This is a genomic window from Streptomyces sp. NPDC086787, from assembly GCF_044745865.1.
GTDB lineage: Bacteria > Actinomycetota > Actinomycetes > Streptomycetales > Streptomycetaceae > Streptomyces.
In genome coordinates this window covers 60,558-76,708 of the sequence record NZ_JBIVBC010000005.1, presented here as the reverse complement: position 1 = coordinate 76,708, position 16,151 = coordinate 60,558, and the positions used below count along the sequence as shown (strand labels likewise).

At 70.4% G+C, this 16,151-nt stretch carries 15 protein-coding genes; 6 read left to right on the top strand and 9 right to left on the bottom strand.

All coding sequences use genetic code 11. The annotated features are described in order from the left end of the window. Positions 1-24 precede the first annotated feature (24 nt). Together ACIPK3_RS14600 and ACIPK3_RS14595 are read right to left on the bottom strand one after the other, a co-directional pair. Entirely contained in the window at positions 25-786 is a 762-nt protein-coding gene (locus tag ACIPK3_RS14600) for a phosphoglyceromutase (protein WP_402569589.1), read from the bottom strand. Positions 787-896: 110 nt separating this feature from the next. After that, positions 897-3,884, bottom strand: a complete 2,988-nt coding sequence (locus tag ACIPK3_RS14595) for an FG-GAP-like repeat-containing protein (protein WP_402569588.1) — start codon at positions 3,882-3,884, stop codon at positions 897-899. A 352-nt stretch (positions 3,885-4,236) separates the two neighbouring features. Here ACIPK3_RS14595 and ACIPK3_RS14590 point away from each other — a divergent pair, with 352 nt between their 5' ends. Further along, complete coding sequence (locus ACIPK3_RS14590) at positions 4,237-5,511, top strand: MDR family MFS transporter (protein WP_402569586.1); 1,275 nt, start codon at positions 4,237-4,239, stop codon at positions 5,509-5,511. A 36-nt stretch (positions 5,512-5,547) separates the two neighbouring features. On the opposite strand, the gene ACIPK3_RS14585 is transcribed toward ACIPK3_RS14590, so the two are convergent. After that, positions 5,548-6,060, bottom strand: a complete 513-nt coding sequence (locus tag ACIPK3_RS14585) for a YbjN domain-containing protein (protein ID WP_402569584.1) — start codon at positions 6,058-6,060, stop codon at positions 5,548-5,550. Further along, a complete protein-coding gene (locus tag ACIPK3_RS14580) occupies positions 6,053-7,459 on the bottom strand; it encodes a glycosyltransferase (RefSeq protein ID WP_402569582.1) in 1,407 nt (468 codons plus the stop codon). Before ACIPK3_RS14580 ends, ACIPK3_RS14585 begins: the two co-directional genes overlap by 8 nt. A gap of 196 nt (positions 7,460-7,655) precedes the next feature. Between ACIPK3_RS14580 and ACIPK3_RS14575 the strand changes: the two genes are divergently transcribed. The 3 genes from ACIPK3_RS14575 to ACIPK3_RS14565 all read left to right on the top strand — a co-directional run bounded on the left by ACIPK3_RS14575 (position 7,656) and on the right by ACIPK3_RS14565 (position 11,434). Continuing rightward, positions 7,656-8,516 (top strand): class I SAM-dependent methyltransferase, encoded by an 861-nt coding sequence (locus ACIPK3_RS14575; RefSeq protein ID WP_402569581.1) that lies wholly within the window; start codon positions 7,656-7,658, stop codon positions 8,514-8,516. A gap of 191 nt (positions 8,517-8,707) precedes the next feature. Continuing rightward, positions 8,708-9,787 carry an NlpC/P60 family protein gene (locus ACIPK3_RS14570; RefSeq protein ID WP_402569579.1) on the top strand — a complete coding sequence of 360 codons (1,080 nt, stop codon included), beginning with the start codon at positions 8,708-8,710 and terminating at the stop codon, positions 9,785-9,787. Between the two features lie 330 nt (positions 9,788-10,117). After that, complete coding sequence (locus ACIPK3_RS14565; protein ID WP_402569577.1) at positions 10,118-11,434, top strand: PP2C family protein-serine/threonine phosphatase; 1,317 nt, start codon at positions 10,118-10,120, stop codon at positions 11,432-11,434. 41 nt (positions 11,435-11,475) lie between these two features. On the opposite strand, the gene ACIPK3_RS14560 is transcribed toward ACIPK3_RS14565, so the two are convergent. From ACIPK3_RS14560 to ACIPK3_RS14545, 4 genes are all read right to left on the bottom strand, one after another. Beyond that, the gene (locus ACIPK3_RS14560; RefSeq protein ID WP_402569575.1) at positions 11,476-11,826 is read right to left on the bottom strand and encodes a DUF2516 family protein; all 351 of its coding nucleotides are present in this window, start codon (positions 11,824-11,826) and stop codon (positions 11,476-11,478) included. Positions 11,827-11,945: 119 nt separating this feature from the next. After that, positions 11,946-12,578 carry a hypothetical protein gene (locus ACIPK3_RS14555; RefSeq protein ID WP_402569573.1) on the bottom strand — a complete coding sequence of 211 codons (633 nt, stop codon included), beginning with the start codon at positions 12,576-12,578 and terminating at the stop codon, positions 11,946-11,948. An 82-nt stretch (positions 12,579-12,660) separates the two neighbouring features. After that, positions 12,661-13,101, bottom strand: a complete 441-nt coding sequence (locus tag ACIPK3_RS14550; protein WP_402569571.1) for a helix-turn-helix domain-containing protein — start codon at positions 13,099-13,101, stop codon at positions 12,661-12,663. 367 nt (positions 13,102-13,468) lie between these two features. Then, a complete protein-coding gene (locus tag ACIPK3_RS14545; RefSeq protein WP_402569569.1) occupies positions 13,469-14,113 on the bottom strand; it encodes a class I SAM-dependent methyltransferase in 645 nt (214 codons plus the stop codon). Between the two features lie 115 nt (positions 14,114-14,228). Between ACIPK3_RS14545 and ACIPK3_RS14540 the strand changes: the two genes are divergently transcribed. Then, a complete protein-coding gene (locus ACIPK3_RS14540; protein WP_402569567.1) occupies positions 14,229-14,738 on the top strand; it encodes an NUDIX hydrolase in 510 nt (169 codons plus the stop codon). A gap of 81 nt (positions 14,739-14,819) precedes the next feature. Continuing rightward, on the top strand, positions 14,820-15,416 hold the full coding sequence (locus ACIPK3_RS14535) for a nucleotidyltransferase family protein (protein WP_402569565.1): 597 nt from the start codon (positions 14,820-14,822) through the stop codon (positions 15,414-15,416). A 17-nt stretch (positions 15,417-15,433) separates the two neighbouring features. On the opposite strand, the gene ACIPK3_RS14530 is transcribed toward ACIPK3_RS14535, so the two are convergent. Then, a complete protein-coding gene (locus ACIPK3_RS14530) occupies positions 15,434-15,946 on the bottom strand; it encodes a hypothetical protein (protein ID WP_402569563.1) in 513 nt (170 codons plus the stop codon). Between the last annotated feature and the right edge of the window lie 205 nt (positions 15,947-16,151).

The following is a 16,151-nucleotide window of genomic DNA, read 5'->3' as shown; positions in this document are numbered from 1 at the left end:
GGTAGGGGGCTTATACGTACGGGCTTACTTCTTCTTGCCCTGGTTCTTGACCGCCTCGATCGCCGCCGCCGCGGCGGCCGGGTCGAGGTACTTGCCGCCGGGGGTGACCGGCTGGAAGTCGGCGTCGAGTTCGTAGTACAGGGGGATGCCGGTCGGGATGTTCAGGCCCGCGATGTCGGCGTCGGAGATGCCGTCCAGGTGCTTGACCAGGGCGCGGAGGCTGTTGCCGTGGGCGGCGACCAGGACCGTGCGGCCGGTGAGCAGGTCCGGGACGATGGCGTCGTACCAGTACGGGAGCATGCGGCCGACGACGTCCTTCAGGCACTCCGTGCGGGGACGCAGCTCCGGCGGGATCGTCGCGTAGCGCGCGTCGTTCGCCTGGGAGAACTCGGAGTCGTCGGAGAGCGGCGGGGGCGGGGTGTCGTACGAGCGGCGCCAGAGCATGAACTGGTCCTCGCCGAACTCGGCGAGGGTCGCCGCCTTGTCCTTGCCCTGGAGCGCGCCGTAGTGCCGCTCGTTGAGGCGCCAGCTGCGGTGGACGGGGATCCAGTGGCGGTCGGCCGACTCCAGTGCGAGCTGGGCGGTGCGGATCGCGCGCTTCTGGAGGGACGTGTGGACCACGTCGGGCAGCAGATCGGCGTCCTTCAGAAGCTCGCCGCCGCGGACTGCCTCCTTCTCGCCCTTCTCGTTGAGATTGACGTCCACCCAGCCGGTGAACAGGTTCTTCGCGTTCCACTCGCTCTCGCCGTGGCGGAGGAGGATCAGCTTGTACGGTGCGTCGGCCATGCCCCAGAGCGTAATCCACGCCCTGTGAGAGCCACCGGCGGTGGGCAGCGCCGAGCAGTCACGCCCGCAGCGATTTCCTCGCCGGGGGCGTGACAGGCGGCACGGCGGCGCTAGGAAAGCCCCTTGTAGCCGGCCCAACCGCTCGCGATCTTCGTACGGGAGCCGAAGGTGCCCTTGCCGGTGCCGTTCTGCCGGTAGAGGTTCCCCCGGGTGTCCCGGGCGACGATGTCGGCCCTGCCGTCACCGGTGATGTCCCCGACGCCGACGACCGCGTTGTACGAGCCGCCCCAGTTGCCGGCGGTCTTCACCCGGGAGGTGAAGGTTCCCTTGCCGGTGCCGTTGAGGCGGTAGAGGTTGTTGGCCTTGTCCTGGAGGAGGAGGTCGCCGATGCCGTCGCCGTTGAGGTCTCCGGCGCCGACGATCTTCTTGTAAGCCTTCCAGTTGCCGTAGAGCTTGACGGGGGAGGACAGCTTGCCGGTGCTGGTGCCCTTGTAGAGGTAGACGGCGCCCGTGGAGGCGTTGCGGGTGATCAGGTCGGGGCGGCCGTCCTTGGTCACGTCACCCGGCGCGGTCAGGACGTCGTACTGGGCCCAGCCGCTGCCGGCGAGGGTCGTGTACGGCGTCGACGGCTTCAGCGCCGCCCCGCAGACCGGCTTGTACAGGCGCAGGGCGCCGTTGCTCAGCCGGACCAGGACGTCGTTGCAGCGGTCGCCGCTGAGGTCGCCGAACGGCACGGCTCTGACCGAGGTCGACCAGCCACTCGCCGACACCTGCCCGGAGAGCTTCCCGGCCCCGTCCCCCTGGTGGAAGGTGAGCGATCCCGAGGAGCTCAGCGTCAGGAGGTCGCCGGCACCGTCGGGCAGCGACGAGCCGCCGACGTGGTCCCGCCACACCGCCACGCCACCCGTCAGCCGGACCGTGCCGGACTGGATCAGCGCCGCGCCCTGCCCGTCCGCCGGCACAGCCGTCAGCGTCCAGGTGTACGAGCCGTTGGGAAGCAGTCCGCCCGTCGTGCCACGGCCGTCCCATGCAGTCGCGATCGAGTACGCGGCCGGTCCGCCGCTGCGCGTGGCAACCACACGGCCCGTGGCCTTGTGGCGAATCTCCACCTTCCAGGCAGCCGCCGGTTCGGACAGCCACCATTCGCCGCGCCAGGCGAGCGGTGTCGCGTCCGTCTCCACCCGCGCGGCGACGTTCCGGTAGGGGGAGACCAGCGCCGCCTGGGGTCGCCCGGTGCTCAGGACATGGACGGCCTGGTCCAGCGTGGAGTACGCGAGATCGCCGTTGTGCGGGTCGAGCGCCACGAGCCCCGCGGCGTCGGTCGTCCACCGCTGGACGGCCGCCCCGGTCTGCAGGCCGTAGACAGTCAGCCGCTCCTGATCTCCCCGGACGGCGACGACACCGTCGCCGAGGTGGGCCTGCCCCGCGGAGGGAAGCGGGATGCTCCTCCTGGACTGGAGGTCGTAGACGCCTGCAGCGTTCGGAGCGTCGCCTACGTTGCACTTCCAGTACAGCCATCGGCCGACAGCCTGCAGATCGACCATGGAGGAACACCCGGTGCCCACCACGAGGGATGTCAGCGAGGTCCCGGTGCGCGCGTCCTTGGCGGTCACCGTGCCGCTCGCGGCCGAGGACCACACGGTGGTCCCCCAGATCGCACTCTTCTGGTACGGCTCCTTGTGCAGGACCTTGCCGGAGTCGATGTCGACGACCCGGAGTTCCCTGCCGCCGCCCGCAGGGCTCCCGGCGACCAGCACCAGGTTCCCGGACGCCCCGAGGATCGTCATCTGAGGATCGGCGGAATTGAAGGAATCCTGGAGGCCCGTTTCGATCGGGGCGCCGGGAAACGCCTCGCCCTTGCCCACGACGAACAGCTTCGGCTGCCAGGCGTCTCCCTCGCTCACTACCCCGCGGTACACGGTCCGGCCGTCCCCGGTGGGATACAACTCGGGACACAGGCCGTAGAAGGAACTGCACTTGCCGTAAGGGACCGGCAGGCTGCCGACCCGCACACGTTCGCCGTATCCGGGCGCGACTCCGGTGAGCGGGCGCTGGTACGCGGAGGTGGATCGATCGCCGTACTCCAGGGTCGTGACGGTGCCGTGATCCAGCGCCAGCCGCTGGAGTTGCATCGGGACCGGCAGGATGCGGAGCACACGAGTCGTGTGCGGTACGGCGTCAGCCCCGGCAGTGATGTCCTGGTAGCCGTAGTCCTCCGCGGACTGGCCGCCGACGATCTGAAGGCCGCCGTCCGGCCGGACGGCGACGCGGTCCGCCACTGCACGGGCGAGCAGCGTCCGCTCGCCGGAGCCGTCGAAGGGGACGGCCACGACCCTCCAGATGGACGCTTGGGCCTCCTTCCCGCCGAGCGAGGAGTCATAACGGCCCACGATCAACGAGTCGCCGACGACGCCGAGAACCTTGGCGTCCTTGAGGCTGACCGGAACCTCGCGCAGGGGGGTGTCGAACCGGCCCTGCTCATAGATCCGGACGCCGCCGCCGACCCTGGGGGTGACCAGGTGATGAGCGGTCACCACGGAATTCGCGTACACCGTGCCGTACGGCAGAACCGTGACTTCCGCGGTACGGAGATCGACCCAGGCGTACGGTCCGACGTCTTCCCCGGGGATCGTCAGAGGCATGAGGAACCCATGGACGCCGGCCCGGCCGAGACTGGTGAAGTGGGCTCCCTCCGGAAGGCCTGCCACACGACGGTCCACCGTGGTCCCGTCCTCATTGCTCAGCAGATGAAGCTCGGTCCACTTCCCCTCGGTGCCTCCGCCGATGGCCACCACGGTGGTCCCGATCGTTCTGGCGTACACCTGCCCCTTGGGGACAGTTACGGTTGTGGTCTCGTCGGTGACCATGTTCCGCAGCAGCACGTCGCCCGCGCCCTCCTTGGGCGGCAGCGCCACGACGTCCGATGCCGTGCCGTAGTACTCCACAGGGTCGAACGGATGCGTGCCCGCGAGCTTTCGGGTCGAGCCGTCCGCGTTCGTCCATTCCAGTCCGGAGGGACCGTTCGCGGTAATGGCTGAGTGCAGGAACCCGGAAGGTCCCACGCTCATCACCTGGCCGAAGCCCGGTGTGACGCGCATGGTCGCGGCGATCGTGGTCGTACTGAACGTCCCGGCATCGGCGGAAGCGGTCCAGGAGGCCGGACCGACAGCCAGCGACAGAGATACGACCGCTGTGACGGCGACAAGACCTGGACGCGCAAAGGCGTGACGAGCCAACTGGACCCTCCCCAAGTACCCGAGACGGAACGTGCACCGCTCTCCGGCGTCCCTGGCCCCCCGGCCAACACACCCGTCTCACAAATAGGCTGATCTTACAGTCACTTCGCAAATCTCCGGAGCGTTCAAAAACAAGTGGCTCGGCCGTGCTGTCTCTTCGTAAGGTGTCAGACTCAGAGAAGCTACTTACATCGCGCTTGTCCCGGGGGGACCCATGTCGTTGGCCAGCCTGAGACGCGCCGCCCGGGAAACCGTCTCCGGTCTCCCCCGCGAGTTCTGGTGGCTGTGGACCAGCACCCTCGTCAACCGGCTCGGCGCCTTCGTCGCCACCTTCATGGCGCTGTATCTGACCCTCGACCGCGGCTACAGCGCGTCGTACGCCGGCCTGGTCGCCTCGCTGCACGGGCTCGGCGGGGTCGTGGCCTCGCTCGGCGGAGGTGTGATGGCGGACCGGCTGGGGCGGCGGCCGACGCTGCTGGTCGCCCAGTCCGCGACGGCCGCGTCGGTGGCACTGCTCGGGTGCGTGCGCGACCCGGTCTCCATCGCCGCCGTGGCCTTCCTGGTCGGTCTGACCTCGAACGCGTCCCGGCCGGCAGTGCAGGCGATGATGGCGGACATCGTCAGGCCCGAGGACAGGGTACGAGCGTTCTCCCTGAACTACTGGGCGATCAACCTCGGCTTCGCCGTCTCCTCCGTCGCCGCCGGCTTCATCGCCGAGGTCAGTTACCTGGCGGGCTTTCTGATCGAGGCCGGAATGACGGCGGCCTGCGCGGTCGTCGTCTTCGCCAAGATCCCCGAGTCCCGCCCCGAGCCGGTCGACCGGGGGGCGGAGGAGGACATCAGCCTGGGCACGGTGCTGCGCGACGGCCGGTACATGGCCGTGGTCGGACTGTCCTTCCTCGTCGCGCTCGTCTTCCAGCAGGGCGCGGTGGGACTGCCCGTGGCGATGGGTACGGCGGGTTTCTCGCCCGCCGACTACGGCACCGCCATCGCCGTCAACGGCGTCCTGATCGTCGCCCTGCAGATCCCCCTCACCCGTGCCATCGAACACCGCGACCCGCGCCGCCTCCTGATCGTCTCCGCGCTCCTCGCGGGATACGGCTTCGGCCTCACGGCGTTCGCCGGCTCGGTCGCCGTCTTCGCGCTCACGATCTGCGTGTGGACGATCGGCGAGATGATCAACGCCCCGATGCAGACCGGCCTCGTGGTCCGCCTCTCACCCGTACACGGCCGCGGCCGCTACCAGGGCATGTACAACATGTCGTGGGCGCTCGCCGCGCTGGTCGCTCCGCTCATGTCCGGCGTGGTGATCGACAGGCTCGGCGCGGGCTGGCTGTGGGCCACATGCGCGGCGGTCGGTACGGCGGCGGCGCTCGGCTACAGCACCCTGATGCGCCGTCTGCCCAGGAAGGAACCGGCGCCGGTCGCCCTCGCCGTGGGCGATGTCGATGCCGAAGCCGACGCGGCGGCCGAGGTCCGCACCGCGTGAAGCCGACCGGATGCAGGGCCGCGCGCCGAAGGCCCGCTACTTGCCGGGGACTTCCCCGGAGCGCTCGATCAGGTGGGTGAACGCGTCCAGGTTGCGGGTGGACTCGCCGCGTGACACCCGCCAGGCGTACTCCTTGCGGATCGCGGAGGCGAAGCCGAGTTCGAGGAGGGTGTTGAAGCTGCCGTCCGCGGCCTCCAGAACCTGGCCCAGGAGGCGGTCGAGGTCGTCGGGGGTGACGGAGGTGAGGGGGAGGCGGGCGGTGACGTAGATGTCGCCGAGCCGGTCGACGGCGTAACTCACTCCGTACAGCTTGAGGTTGCGCTCCAGGAGCCAGCGGTGGACGGCGGGCTCGTTCTCGTCGGGGTGGCGGATCACGAAGGCGTTCAGGGAGAGGGTGTGGCGGCCGACGAGGAGGGACACCGTGGTGGAGAGCTTGCGGGTGCCGGGGAGCTTGACGACGTAGGTGCCGGGCTCGGGGCTCTCCCAGTCGAGTTCGGCGTCCTTCAGGAAGCCCTCGACCACCTGCGTCGCCTTGTCGCCGTCACCCATGGTGGGAGCGTACGCGACGGCGGTGGGACTGGGTCGCGGCCAGGTACACCTCGGCGGTGGCGGCGGCCGCGGTGTCCCAGCCGAAGCAACGGGCGTGCCGGGCGGCGGCCTCGCCCATGCGGTCCGGCAGGGCGGGGTCGTCGGCGAAGCGGCGCAGTACGCGCGCGTAGTCGGCCGGGTCGTGGCCGTGGACCAGGAAGCCGGTCTCGCCGTCCCGCACGGCCACCGGGAGGCCGCCGACCGCGGCGGCCAGCACGGGGGTGCCCGCCGCCTGCGCCTCTATCGCGACCAGCCCGAAGGACTCGCTGTAGGAGGGCATGACGAGAACGGACGCGGCCCGGAACCAGTCGGCGAGCTGCTCCTGCCCGACCGGCGGGCGGAACCGGACGACGTCGGCTATGCCGAGCCGCGCGGCGAGCTTCTGGAGGCCCTCGGGCTTGCTGAGGCCGCTGCCGCTCGGGCCGCCGACGATCGGCACGACGATCCTCGACCGCAGCTCCGGGCGCTCGTCGAGCAGGGCGGCCACCGCGCGCAGGAGCACGTCGGGGGCCTTGAGGGGCTGGATACGGCCCGCGAAGAGCGGGATCAGGGCGTCCCGGGGCAGGCCCAGGCGGGCGCGGGCGGCGGCACGGCCCGCGGAGACGTCGGCGGAGGTGCCCACAGAGGTGCCGACGGAGATGTCGGCCGGGTTGCCTGTGCCCTGGGGCAGGGGGCAGAAGCGCTCCAGGTTGACGCCGGGGTGGACCACGGCGACCTTGGCCCGGTCGGCCGTGTAGTGCCGGACCAGTTCGTCGGCCTCCTCGGCGGTGTTGGCGATGAGCCGGTCGGCGGCCGCGACGATCTGGGTCTCGCCTATGACACGGGCGGCGGGTTCGGGGGTGTCGCCGTCGGCCAGGCGCGCGTTCTTGACCTTGGCCATGGTGTGCATGGCGTGCACCAGGGGGACGCCCCAGCGCTCGGCGGCGAGCCAGCCGACGTGGCCGGAGAGCCAGTAGTGGGAGTGGACGAGGTCGTAGTAGCCGGGGCGGTGGCCGGCCCAGGCCTGCATCACACCGTGCGTGAAGGCGCACAGCTGGGCCGGGAGCTCCTCCTTGGCCAGTCCCTCGTAGGGGCCCGCGTCGACGTGCCGGACGAGGACGCCCGGGCTGAGCTCGACGGTGGGCGGCAGGCCGCCCGCAGTGGCCCGGGTGAAGATCTCGACCTCGATGTTGATCGCGGCGAGGCGCTGGGCCAGCTCCACGATGTAGACGTTCATGCCGCCGGCGTCGCCGGTGCCGGGCTGGTGGAGCGGTGAGGTGTGTACGGAGAGCATGGCGACGCGGCGGGGCCTGCGGTGCAGCCTGAGCCGCGAGGGGGCCGCCGGAGAGCGACGCCCGAGCCTGCTGACGTACTGGCTCACGTGGCGTTCCTCCTTGCTGCGGGCATGCCGGTGGGAGGGCCTGGACCGCCCTCCAAGGGGCTGCAACGCCGGACGTGGCCGCTCCATTTCCCGATCAACTCCCTCCCGCGCGGCTTTACCGAATCATTACCATCGACCGCTCAACCGTTCGACACAAGCGAAAGTTCCCCGTTCCGGGCCGCATACCCTCGTACGTATGACAGCCCGCGCGACCGCCCGCCCCGTGGGAACGGTGACGCGCGGCACGACCAACCCCAACCGCCTGCGGCGCATGGACCGCTGGATCACCGCCGTCCACGGGGCCGAACTGCGCCGCGCGGCCGACCCCGTCGCGATCGACCTCGGCTACGGCGCAGCCCCCTGGACCGCCGTCGAACTGCTCGGCCGGCTGCGTTCCGTCGCGCCCCGCGCGCGCGTGGTCGGCGTGGAGATCGAGCCGGAGCGGGTCGCCGCGGCGAAGCCGTACGAGCGCGAGGGCCTGGTCTTCCGGCACGGCGGCTTCGAGATCCCGGTCCCGGGGCGGCCGTATCTCATCCGGGCCGCCAACGTGCTGCGGCAGTACGACGAGGGCGAGGTCAGCGCGGTGTGGCAGCGGCTGTGCGCGCGGCTCGCGCCGGGCGACGCCGGTTCAGGTGGCGGTTCCCGCGGCGGCTCCGGTGCCGGTTCCGGCGGCAGCTCCGGCGGCGGGCTGCTCGTGGAGGGGACCTGCGACGAGATCGGACGGCGGCACGTGTGGGTCGCGCTCGGTCCCGAGGGGCCGCGGACGGTCACCTTCGCGACCCGGCTGGGCTCCCTGGAGCAGCCGTCCGACCTCGCCGAACGCCTCCCCAAGGCGCTGATCCACCGCAATGTGCCGGGAGAGCCGGTGCACGCCTTCCTCCGCGACTTCGACCGCGCGTGGGCCGCCGCCGCGCCCTACGCCTCCTACGGCGCCCGCCAGCGGTGGATCCGCGCGGTGCGCGACCTGACCGCCGACTGGCCGGTGACGGACACGGCCGCGCGTTGGCGGCAGGGCGAAGTGACGGTGGCGTGGGGGGCGTTGGCGCCCCGGAGCTGATTCGGCGGCCGTCCGGCCGCACGGGGAACGATCTTCACGCGCCGTTCGTCACAGGGGCGGGAGATCGTCACGCCCGGAGCGGAAAGTGCGAGGACACACCGGGTATCACGTCTGTCGCTTTACGCCGCGACGTGGCACGATCCCCCGGGCGACCGAAAGTTACTGACGAGAAATCAGTTGGGGGACCGAGTATGGGCACCGGCAAGCGCGGCCTTATCGCGGTGGCCGTGACCGTGGTCTGCGCGGTGACCGTACTGGCGGCACCCGGTACGGCGTTCGCCGACCCGAGCCCGAAAGCCTCGCCCACCGGCAGCACGACCGCGACGCTTCCGGCCGACAGGGACCTCGAAGCCGTCCGCGAGAAGCTCGACACGCTCTACCACGACGCGGCCGTGGCGACCGACGCGTACAACGCGGCGCAGGAGAAGACCGAGAAGCAATCCGCCGAGATCGTGGAGCTGGCGAAGAAGATCGTCGCGGGCCAGGCGAGGCTGGACGACCTCAAGAACCGCGCGGGCGCCGCGGCCCGCGCCCAGTACCGCACGGGCGGGCTGCCGCCCACGGCCCAGCTGATATTCAGCGACAACCCGCGACAGTTCCTGGACGGCGCGGGGCGGGTGCTCCAGGGTCAGCGGGCGGCCAAGGGTCTGATCGGGGAAATGACCCGCACGCAGGAGGACTTGAAGCAGTACGCCACGGACGCCTCCGACCGCTGGGACAAGCTGGAGGCCAACCGCAAGGCCAAGGCCGCCGCCCAGGAGACGATCAAGAAGCAGATCTCGGCCGCCGAGAAGCTCGAGTCCCGGCTGGAGAAGAAGCAGAAGGAGCGTCTCGCCGCGCTGGAGAAGGAGGCCGCCCACCAGGCCCAGACCGCCTGGCTGGACAGCGGCATCCTCAAGGACATCAACGGCAAGGCGTCCGAGCAGGGCAAGCAGTCGGTCGAGTTCGCGACCCAGCAGATAGGGAAGCCCTACGAGTGGGGCGCCGAGGGGCCCAACGCGTTCGACTGCTCGGGTCTGACCTCACAGGCCTGGGAGAAAGCCGGGCGCCCCATCCCGCGTACCTCGCAGGAGCAGTGGCGGCAGCTGAAGCACGTGGCCGTCGAGGACATGCGCCCCGGCGACCTGATCATCTACTTCAGCGACGCGAGCCACGTGGCGATGTACGTCGGCGGCGGCGCGATCATCCACGCCCCGCGCCCCGGCCGCACGGTGACACTCGCCGGGGCGGGCGAGATGCCGATCCTCGGTGTGGTGCGGCCGGACGCGTGAGACCGGGCGCGTGAGACCGGCGTACGGGACCGGCGTACGGGACCGGACGCCTGGAAGACGGGCGGGACGGCCGTGCCGCGACCCGGCCCATGTGACCGAGCGCACGGCCAACGTGGGCCCGAAACCGGACATGACGTGACCTTCGTCATCCCCTCCGCCGTTCCGACCTGTCCAACTGCGTTACGAAACGCGGCATATGACAGTGGCCAGTAACCGAGCGACGCGGCTCACACCATTCCGTTGCGGCGGCCGATGCCGCTATGGTCCCGGTCGGTGGGTCGAGGTCCCTCGCCCCGCCATGCCCTCGGGGGGAGGGAAGGAAACCGACAGATGCCCGTACCCGTACCGCGGCAGAGAGCGATCCCGGCCGTGGAGAGTGGTCAGGCGCAGGCCGCATCCGGCGGCCCCCTCAAGGAAGAGGCCAACCGCATCGAGACCGCCGCCGCCACCCACACGAACAACACCGTGGCCGGCACCACTCTCACCCTGCTGCTGATCGTGGACGACCCGGCCGGCTGGCCGGTGGTGCCCGAGCTGCACGACGCGAACGGCAAGCCGATCCGCGTGCGTACCGCACGGAACCTCACCGAGGCCGAGCGGCTGCTCACCGACGACGTCCACTGCATCCTGCTGGACCTCGCGCTCCCGGCCCCCGGCCGGACCGCCGACGGCGACGACGAGCTGGCCGTACTCAAGCACGTACTGGAGCTCGCGCCCCGACAGGCCGTCCTCGCCCTCACCGCCTCCGGTGACGCCGAGCGCGGCGCCGAGGCCGTACGCGTGGGTGCCCAGGACTACCTCTTCCGGGACGAACTCGACGGACGGCTGCTGAGCCGTGCCATCCGCTACGCCGTGGAGCGCAAGCGGTCCGACACGGCCGAGCGCCGACTGGCCGAGGGCCGGATGCGCGCGCAGGAGAACCGGCGCCTGGAGCGCGGCCTGCTGCCGACGCCCCTCCTGGAGGGCTCGTCGCTGCGGTTCGCCGCGCGCTACCGGCCCGGCCGGTCACGCGCGCTGCTCGGGGGCGACTTCTACGACACCGTGCGCACGCCCGACGGCACCGTGCACGCCATGATCGGCGACGTCTGCGGCCACGGCCCCGACGAGGCCGCGCTCGGTGTGGAGCTGCGCATAGCGTGGCGCACGCTGACGCTGGCCGGGCTCTGCGGCGACCAGCTGCTCAGCACGCTCCAGGAGGTACTGGAGCACGAGCGGTCGGACGAGGAGATCTTCGCGACGCTCTGCACCGTGGACATCTCCCCCGACGGCCGGCGGGCCGGCCTGTGCCTGGCCGGCCACCCGGCCCCGCTGATCGCCCGCCCCGGCCGGCTCGCGGAACTGCTCCCGCACGACAACAACGGCCCCGCCCTCGGCCTGCTCCCGGGCGCCCGCTGGCCCCGGACGCAGGTGGAGCTGGGCGCCGAGTGGAGCCTGATGCTCTACACCGACGGCCTGATCGAAGGCCGCGTCGGCGCGGGCGGGGACCGCCTGGGCCAGGAGGGCATGGTGCGGATGATCCGCCGCCAGCTGGCCGCCGGACTGCACGGCGAGGACCTGCTGCGGGCCGCGGTCCACGAGGCCCGGGACCTCAACGGCGGGGAGCTGACGGACGACGTGGCGGTGGTCCTGCTGGACCGCACGCCCTGAGCCGAGCCCCGAGGAACCTTCCCCGGGGCCTTGGGTTGGGGTCAGCGGCCGCCGTTGTACGGGCCGTACGGGCCGTCGCTGCTGCTTCCCCGGCCGCCGCGGCCCCAGCCGCGCCCGCCGCCGGAGAGCCGCTTGACCGCGGGCCGCACGTCGACGATGTACACGATGCTCGCGATCACGCCCGCGATGGGCAGGAACGAGAGGATCGAGAAGAGGTAGCTCACCACGAGCGCGATGGCCAGGATGACCAGCCAGAACGGCTTGGTCTGCTTGTCCGCCGCGCGGAAGGCGTCCTCACGCCGGAACGCGGCGTCGAACAGCCCGAACGCGGCCAGGGCCATCAGGACGATCTTCAGCAGTCCCAGGAATCCCGCGAAGCCCAACATCAGCATGCCGCCACCGCCCGATCTCTCCCGTCCCGTACCGCCCTACGCGGCCACCGTACCCGTACAACGGGCCGGGCACCCCTGAGGTGCCCGGCCCGCGCGCATGCCCGTCGTTCTTGCCTGGCCTACTTGGACGGCGGCGGGGTGCTCTTCTTGGCGGCCGCCTTGCGCGGGGCCGGGGTCTTGCGGCCGGCGGGCTTCTTCGCCTCGGCGGTACCGGCGGATCCGGCCTGGGCCTCGGCGGGCTTCGGCTCGGCCTTGACCGTGGTCGTGGCCGGCTCCACCTTGCCCTCGACGGCGACGGCGAGTTCCTCGATCTCCTCGGCGGCCTCGCCGCGCCAGGTCTTCACGGCCTGCTCGCCGTGCTCGGCGACCTTCTCGTAGGTCTCACGGGCCTTGACGGCGTACTCGGCGGCGACGCCGACACCGCGCAGGGCGAGGTCCTGGGCGGACTCGCTGAGCTTCTTCAGGTCGCCGTCCAGGGCGCCGATGAACCCGCTGACCCGGGTCTGGAGCGCCTCCTGCGCCTCCTTCGCCCTGACACCGGCCTCCTTGGCGCGCGCGGCGGCCTTCTCCTGCACGGCCTTGGCGTCGGTGTTGCGCACGGCCTCGATACGGGCCGGGGCCTCGGTGCGCAGCTGCTCGACCAGGCCGGGCACCTTCCTGGCCTGCTGGATCGCCAGATCGGCGGTACCGGCCGCGAAGTAGAGGGGGGTCGGGTCGCTGAAGGTCTTGCGCAGATCGTCGGTGATGGCCATGGTGAGGGTCCTCCCGGATTCACATTCGGCTGAGGGTTCTGAGGTCCGCGGCGCGGCGGCCGGGGCTGACTTCCCGGTACGGCTAACCGGCCGTCCGCTGTGGACCGGAGTCTCTGGCATCGTCCGCGTCGGCCGTGCGGGTGCCTCGCACGGCGGTGTCGTCACCCTCGCCCGCGAATCCGTTCTCCTTGCGGAAGGACTCGTAGATCTGGAGAAGCACCTGCTTCTGCCGCTCGTTGAGCGTGGGATCGGCGAGGATGACGGCGCGCGTCTCCACCTCGTCCATGTCCCGCTCGGCGTCCAGGATCCCGGCACGGACATACAGCGTCTCGGCGGAGATGCGCAGCGCCTTGGCGACCTGCTGAAGCACCTCCGCGCTCGGCTTGCGCAGCCCGCGCTCGATCTGACTCAGGTACGGATTCGACACCCCGGCGGCGTCGGCGAGCTGCCTGAGCGACAGCTGCGCGTTGCGCCGCTGTTCGCGCAGATACTCACCGAGATTGCCGACGTTGAGCGATGCCATGCCCCCACCTTGCCGCACCCCCGCTAACAATTGCAAGCACCTTGCTTGCAAAAGCGTGTCGAGCCCGGGTGTGGGCGGGTGAGCCTGAGCACGATAGGTGTCGTATTTGGCAGGACATCCGTCGTCATCCGCGTCCGGTCCCCTGGTGCAGGTGCTCTCGGGTCGGCTTCTGCGGGTCGGCCGTGTCCGGTCTCAAATGATCTGGTTCCGAGTCGGGTCGCTGACCCGCGGCGACCAGTTCAGTTGAGATGTGGGGAAGCCAGGAATCTCAAGTGATGTGGTCCCGGGCGAGCGGATGCCAAAGGCTGCTCAGTTGATGTGGTTCGACTTCGCCGCGCCGTCGGCCGCAACCGGACCGCTGGCGTGGCTAGGACTGACGGCGTGCGAAGAGGACCGCACCTGGAACACTCTCGTCGGGGTCGATCAGCATTTGAGCCTCGACGGTGAATCCGGCATCGCGTAGCCAGGCCGCCACTTGGTCAGGCTGGCGGCGGTGAACGTGGACGTTCATCGAGTGGCCGCCGTAGCCCTGCGTCTTCAGCCTCGCCCCGTCGCCGACGTGAAAGCCGAGCAGCAGTGGTCCGCCGGGACGCAACACGCGCCGGAAGTGGCCGAAGGCCGTGGGCACTGCTTCGTCGGGGACGTGAATCAACGACCAGAAGGCGAGCAGGCCGACGAGCGAAGCGTCGGCGAGGTGGAGGTCCGTCATCGAGCCGACTTCGAACCGCAGGCCGGGGTGGTCGCGCCGAGCGACGTCGATCATCACGGGTGAGAGATCGATGCCGAACGCGTCCACGCCCAGCCCGTGCAGGTGAGTGGTGACGTGTCCCGGTCCGCAGCCCACGTCTGCCACCGGCCCGCCGCCGGCAGCGTGCACCAAGTCGGCGAACAACGTCAGAGCCGCTCGAAGATACGGTTTCCCAGCCAGAACCTCGCGCAGTTGGTCGGCATAGCTGACCGCGACCGTGTCGTAGGAGGTCCGGGTGTCTGCCAACCAGCGGTCCGCGTTCATGGCTCGACAGAGTAGTGCAGCGATCAGGATGGCGAACCAGATCAACTGAGATCAACGACGCATCAGGCCAGGTCACTTGAGATGGATCCCAGCGTTGTCGGTGGGCTCTGCCAGGGTGTCCGTCGTGGATGAATTGGTGGAGCGTGTCGACGGTCAAGATCGCGTAGTGGGGGTGGTCACCCGTAGGGAGGCCATCCGGGAGGGTTGGCTGCATCGGGTCGCCGTGACGGTGTGTCGTGATGATCGTGGCCGGATCCTCGTCCACCGGCGGGCGGAGCAGGTATCGCGCTCCCCCGGGTTCTATGAGGTCGAGGTCGGTGGCGCCGCAAATGTAGGCGAGTCCTATGAACAGGCCGCCGCGCGGGAGCTGGCCGAAGAGCTGGGCATTCGTGCGTTGCCGCGCCTGCTGTTCACGTTCGTCAACCGCAGCGGTCTGAGCCCTCACTGGCTCGGCGTGCACGAAGCCGTGGTGCCGGACGCCGTGGTCCCTGATCCTGATGAGGTCGCCTGGCATGGCTGGCTGACCGAGCCGGAGCTGCGGTCGGCCCTGCTGGAGTGGCGCTTCACCCCCGACAGCCACGAAGCCTTCAGCCGGTATCTCGCGTTCCGGAGCGCGCAGTCCTGACCTCTCTCGCCTCTGGGGCTGGGATGCCTGCTTGCGGCCAACGCGCCCTGTGAGAGGGGATGTTCGTGATAGGGAGTACGGATGCTTGGTCGACTCCCTCTCGTTGAGCAGCTCGATGGCTTTCGGTCCGTGCTCTCCCGGAACGAGGTCCTGACCGACGTGCTGGCCAGGGCAGCGAGGCTGGAGCTGCCCGGCTGGTATGTGACGGCGGGCTGCCTGTTCCAGACGGTGTGGAACGTGGTCACCGACAGGCCCCCGACCAGCGGAATCAAGGACTACGACATCTTCTACTTCGACGGCGCCGACCTGTCCTGGGAGGCGGAGGATGCCGTGATCAAGGCGGGTCGGGAGGTGTTCGCCGGGCTGCCGGCCGAGGTGGAAATCCGCAACGAGGCCCGTGTGCATCTCTGGTACGAGCAGAAATTCGGCGTGCCCTGCCCGCCGCACGAGTCCACCGAGGCCGCGATCGACTCGTTCGCCGCGACGACGTGCTGTCTGGGGGTGCGCCTGGACCCCGACGGCGGGTGGCGCGTCTATGCGCCCCACGGGCTGTCCGACATGTTCAACCTCGTGATCCGGCCCAACCCGGTGCTTGCCCCTCGGGAGGTCTATGAGGCCAAGGCGGAGCGCTGGAGAGACGAGTGGCCGGAGCTCACCGTGCTGCCGTGGCCGGGCTGACGCTCGGATGCGAGTGGTCATGCGGCGAGTTCCTCTCCGGCTGGCCAGTTGTCCTTGACGGCAGCCCGCAAGGGCTGCGAGATCCATGCGGGGCGTCGCAGGTAGGTGCTGAGAGCCCGGTCGGCGTCGCGTAGTCGCTGGACGAGCGGGGTCAGACGCTTGCGCGCTTCGTGCGGGTCGGCAGCTTGGAGAAGCTGCGAGGCGATGTCCAGGACGGCCCCGGCGGCCAGTGAGTTCGCGGGCGGTGCGGTGTAAGGCTTGGAGGTCTTCTTCTTGCCGGGGGTGTTGAGCGGGGGCTCGGCCTGCGCGATGCGGGAGGTGTGCTCCGTGTCGAGGGCGGCGGCCAGGGACGGTGTGCTGGCGTACTCGCGGGCGACGGGCCAGGTTCGGAAGACCATGGCGACCGTGGCGCGCAGGTCGGCGAAGTAGTGGGCGGCGGGGACCGGTGCACCCGCGCTCATGGCCGTTTCGGGGCCGCTCGTCGTGAGCAGGTCCACGAGCTGTTGTTGGAGTTGCAGGAGCACGGTCATGGTGACCGTGTCGGGTTCGGTGGAAGGCGGATCAAGGCGAGTCAGGTCGGTTGCGCAGGCTGCTTCGGGCTGGTGCTGTGGCGTCGGCCGAGCCAGCGCGGGCCACCGGCCAGTACGTCTCCGTCAGGGCCAACTCCCGGGGCCGCCAAACTCACCCGGCCGTCGACATGACGCTCAACTCCACGCCCTCTCGACCGTTGGGATG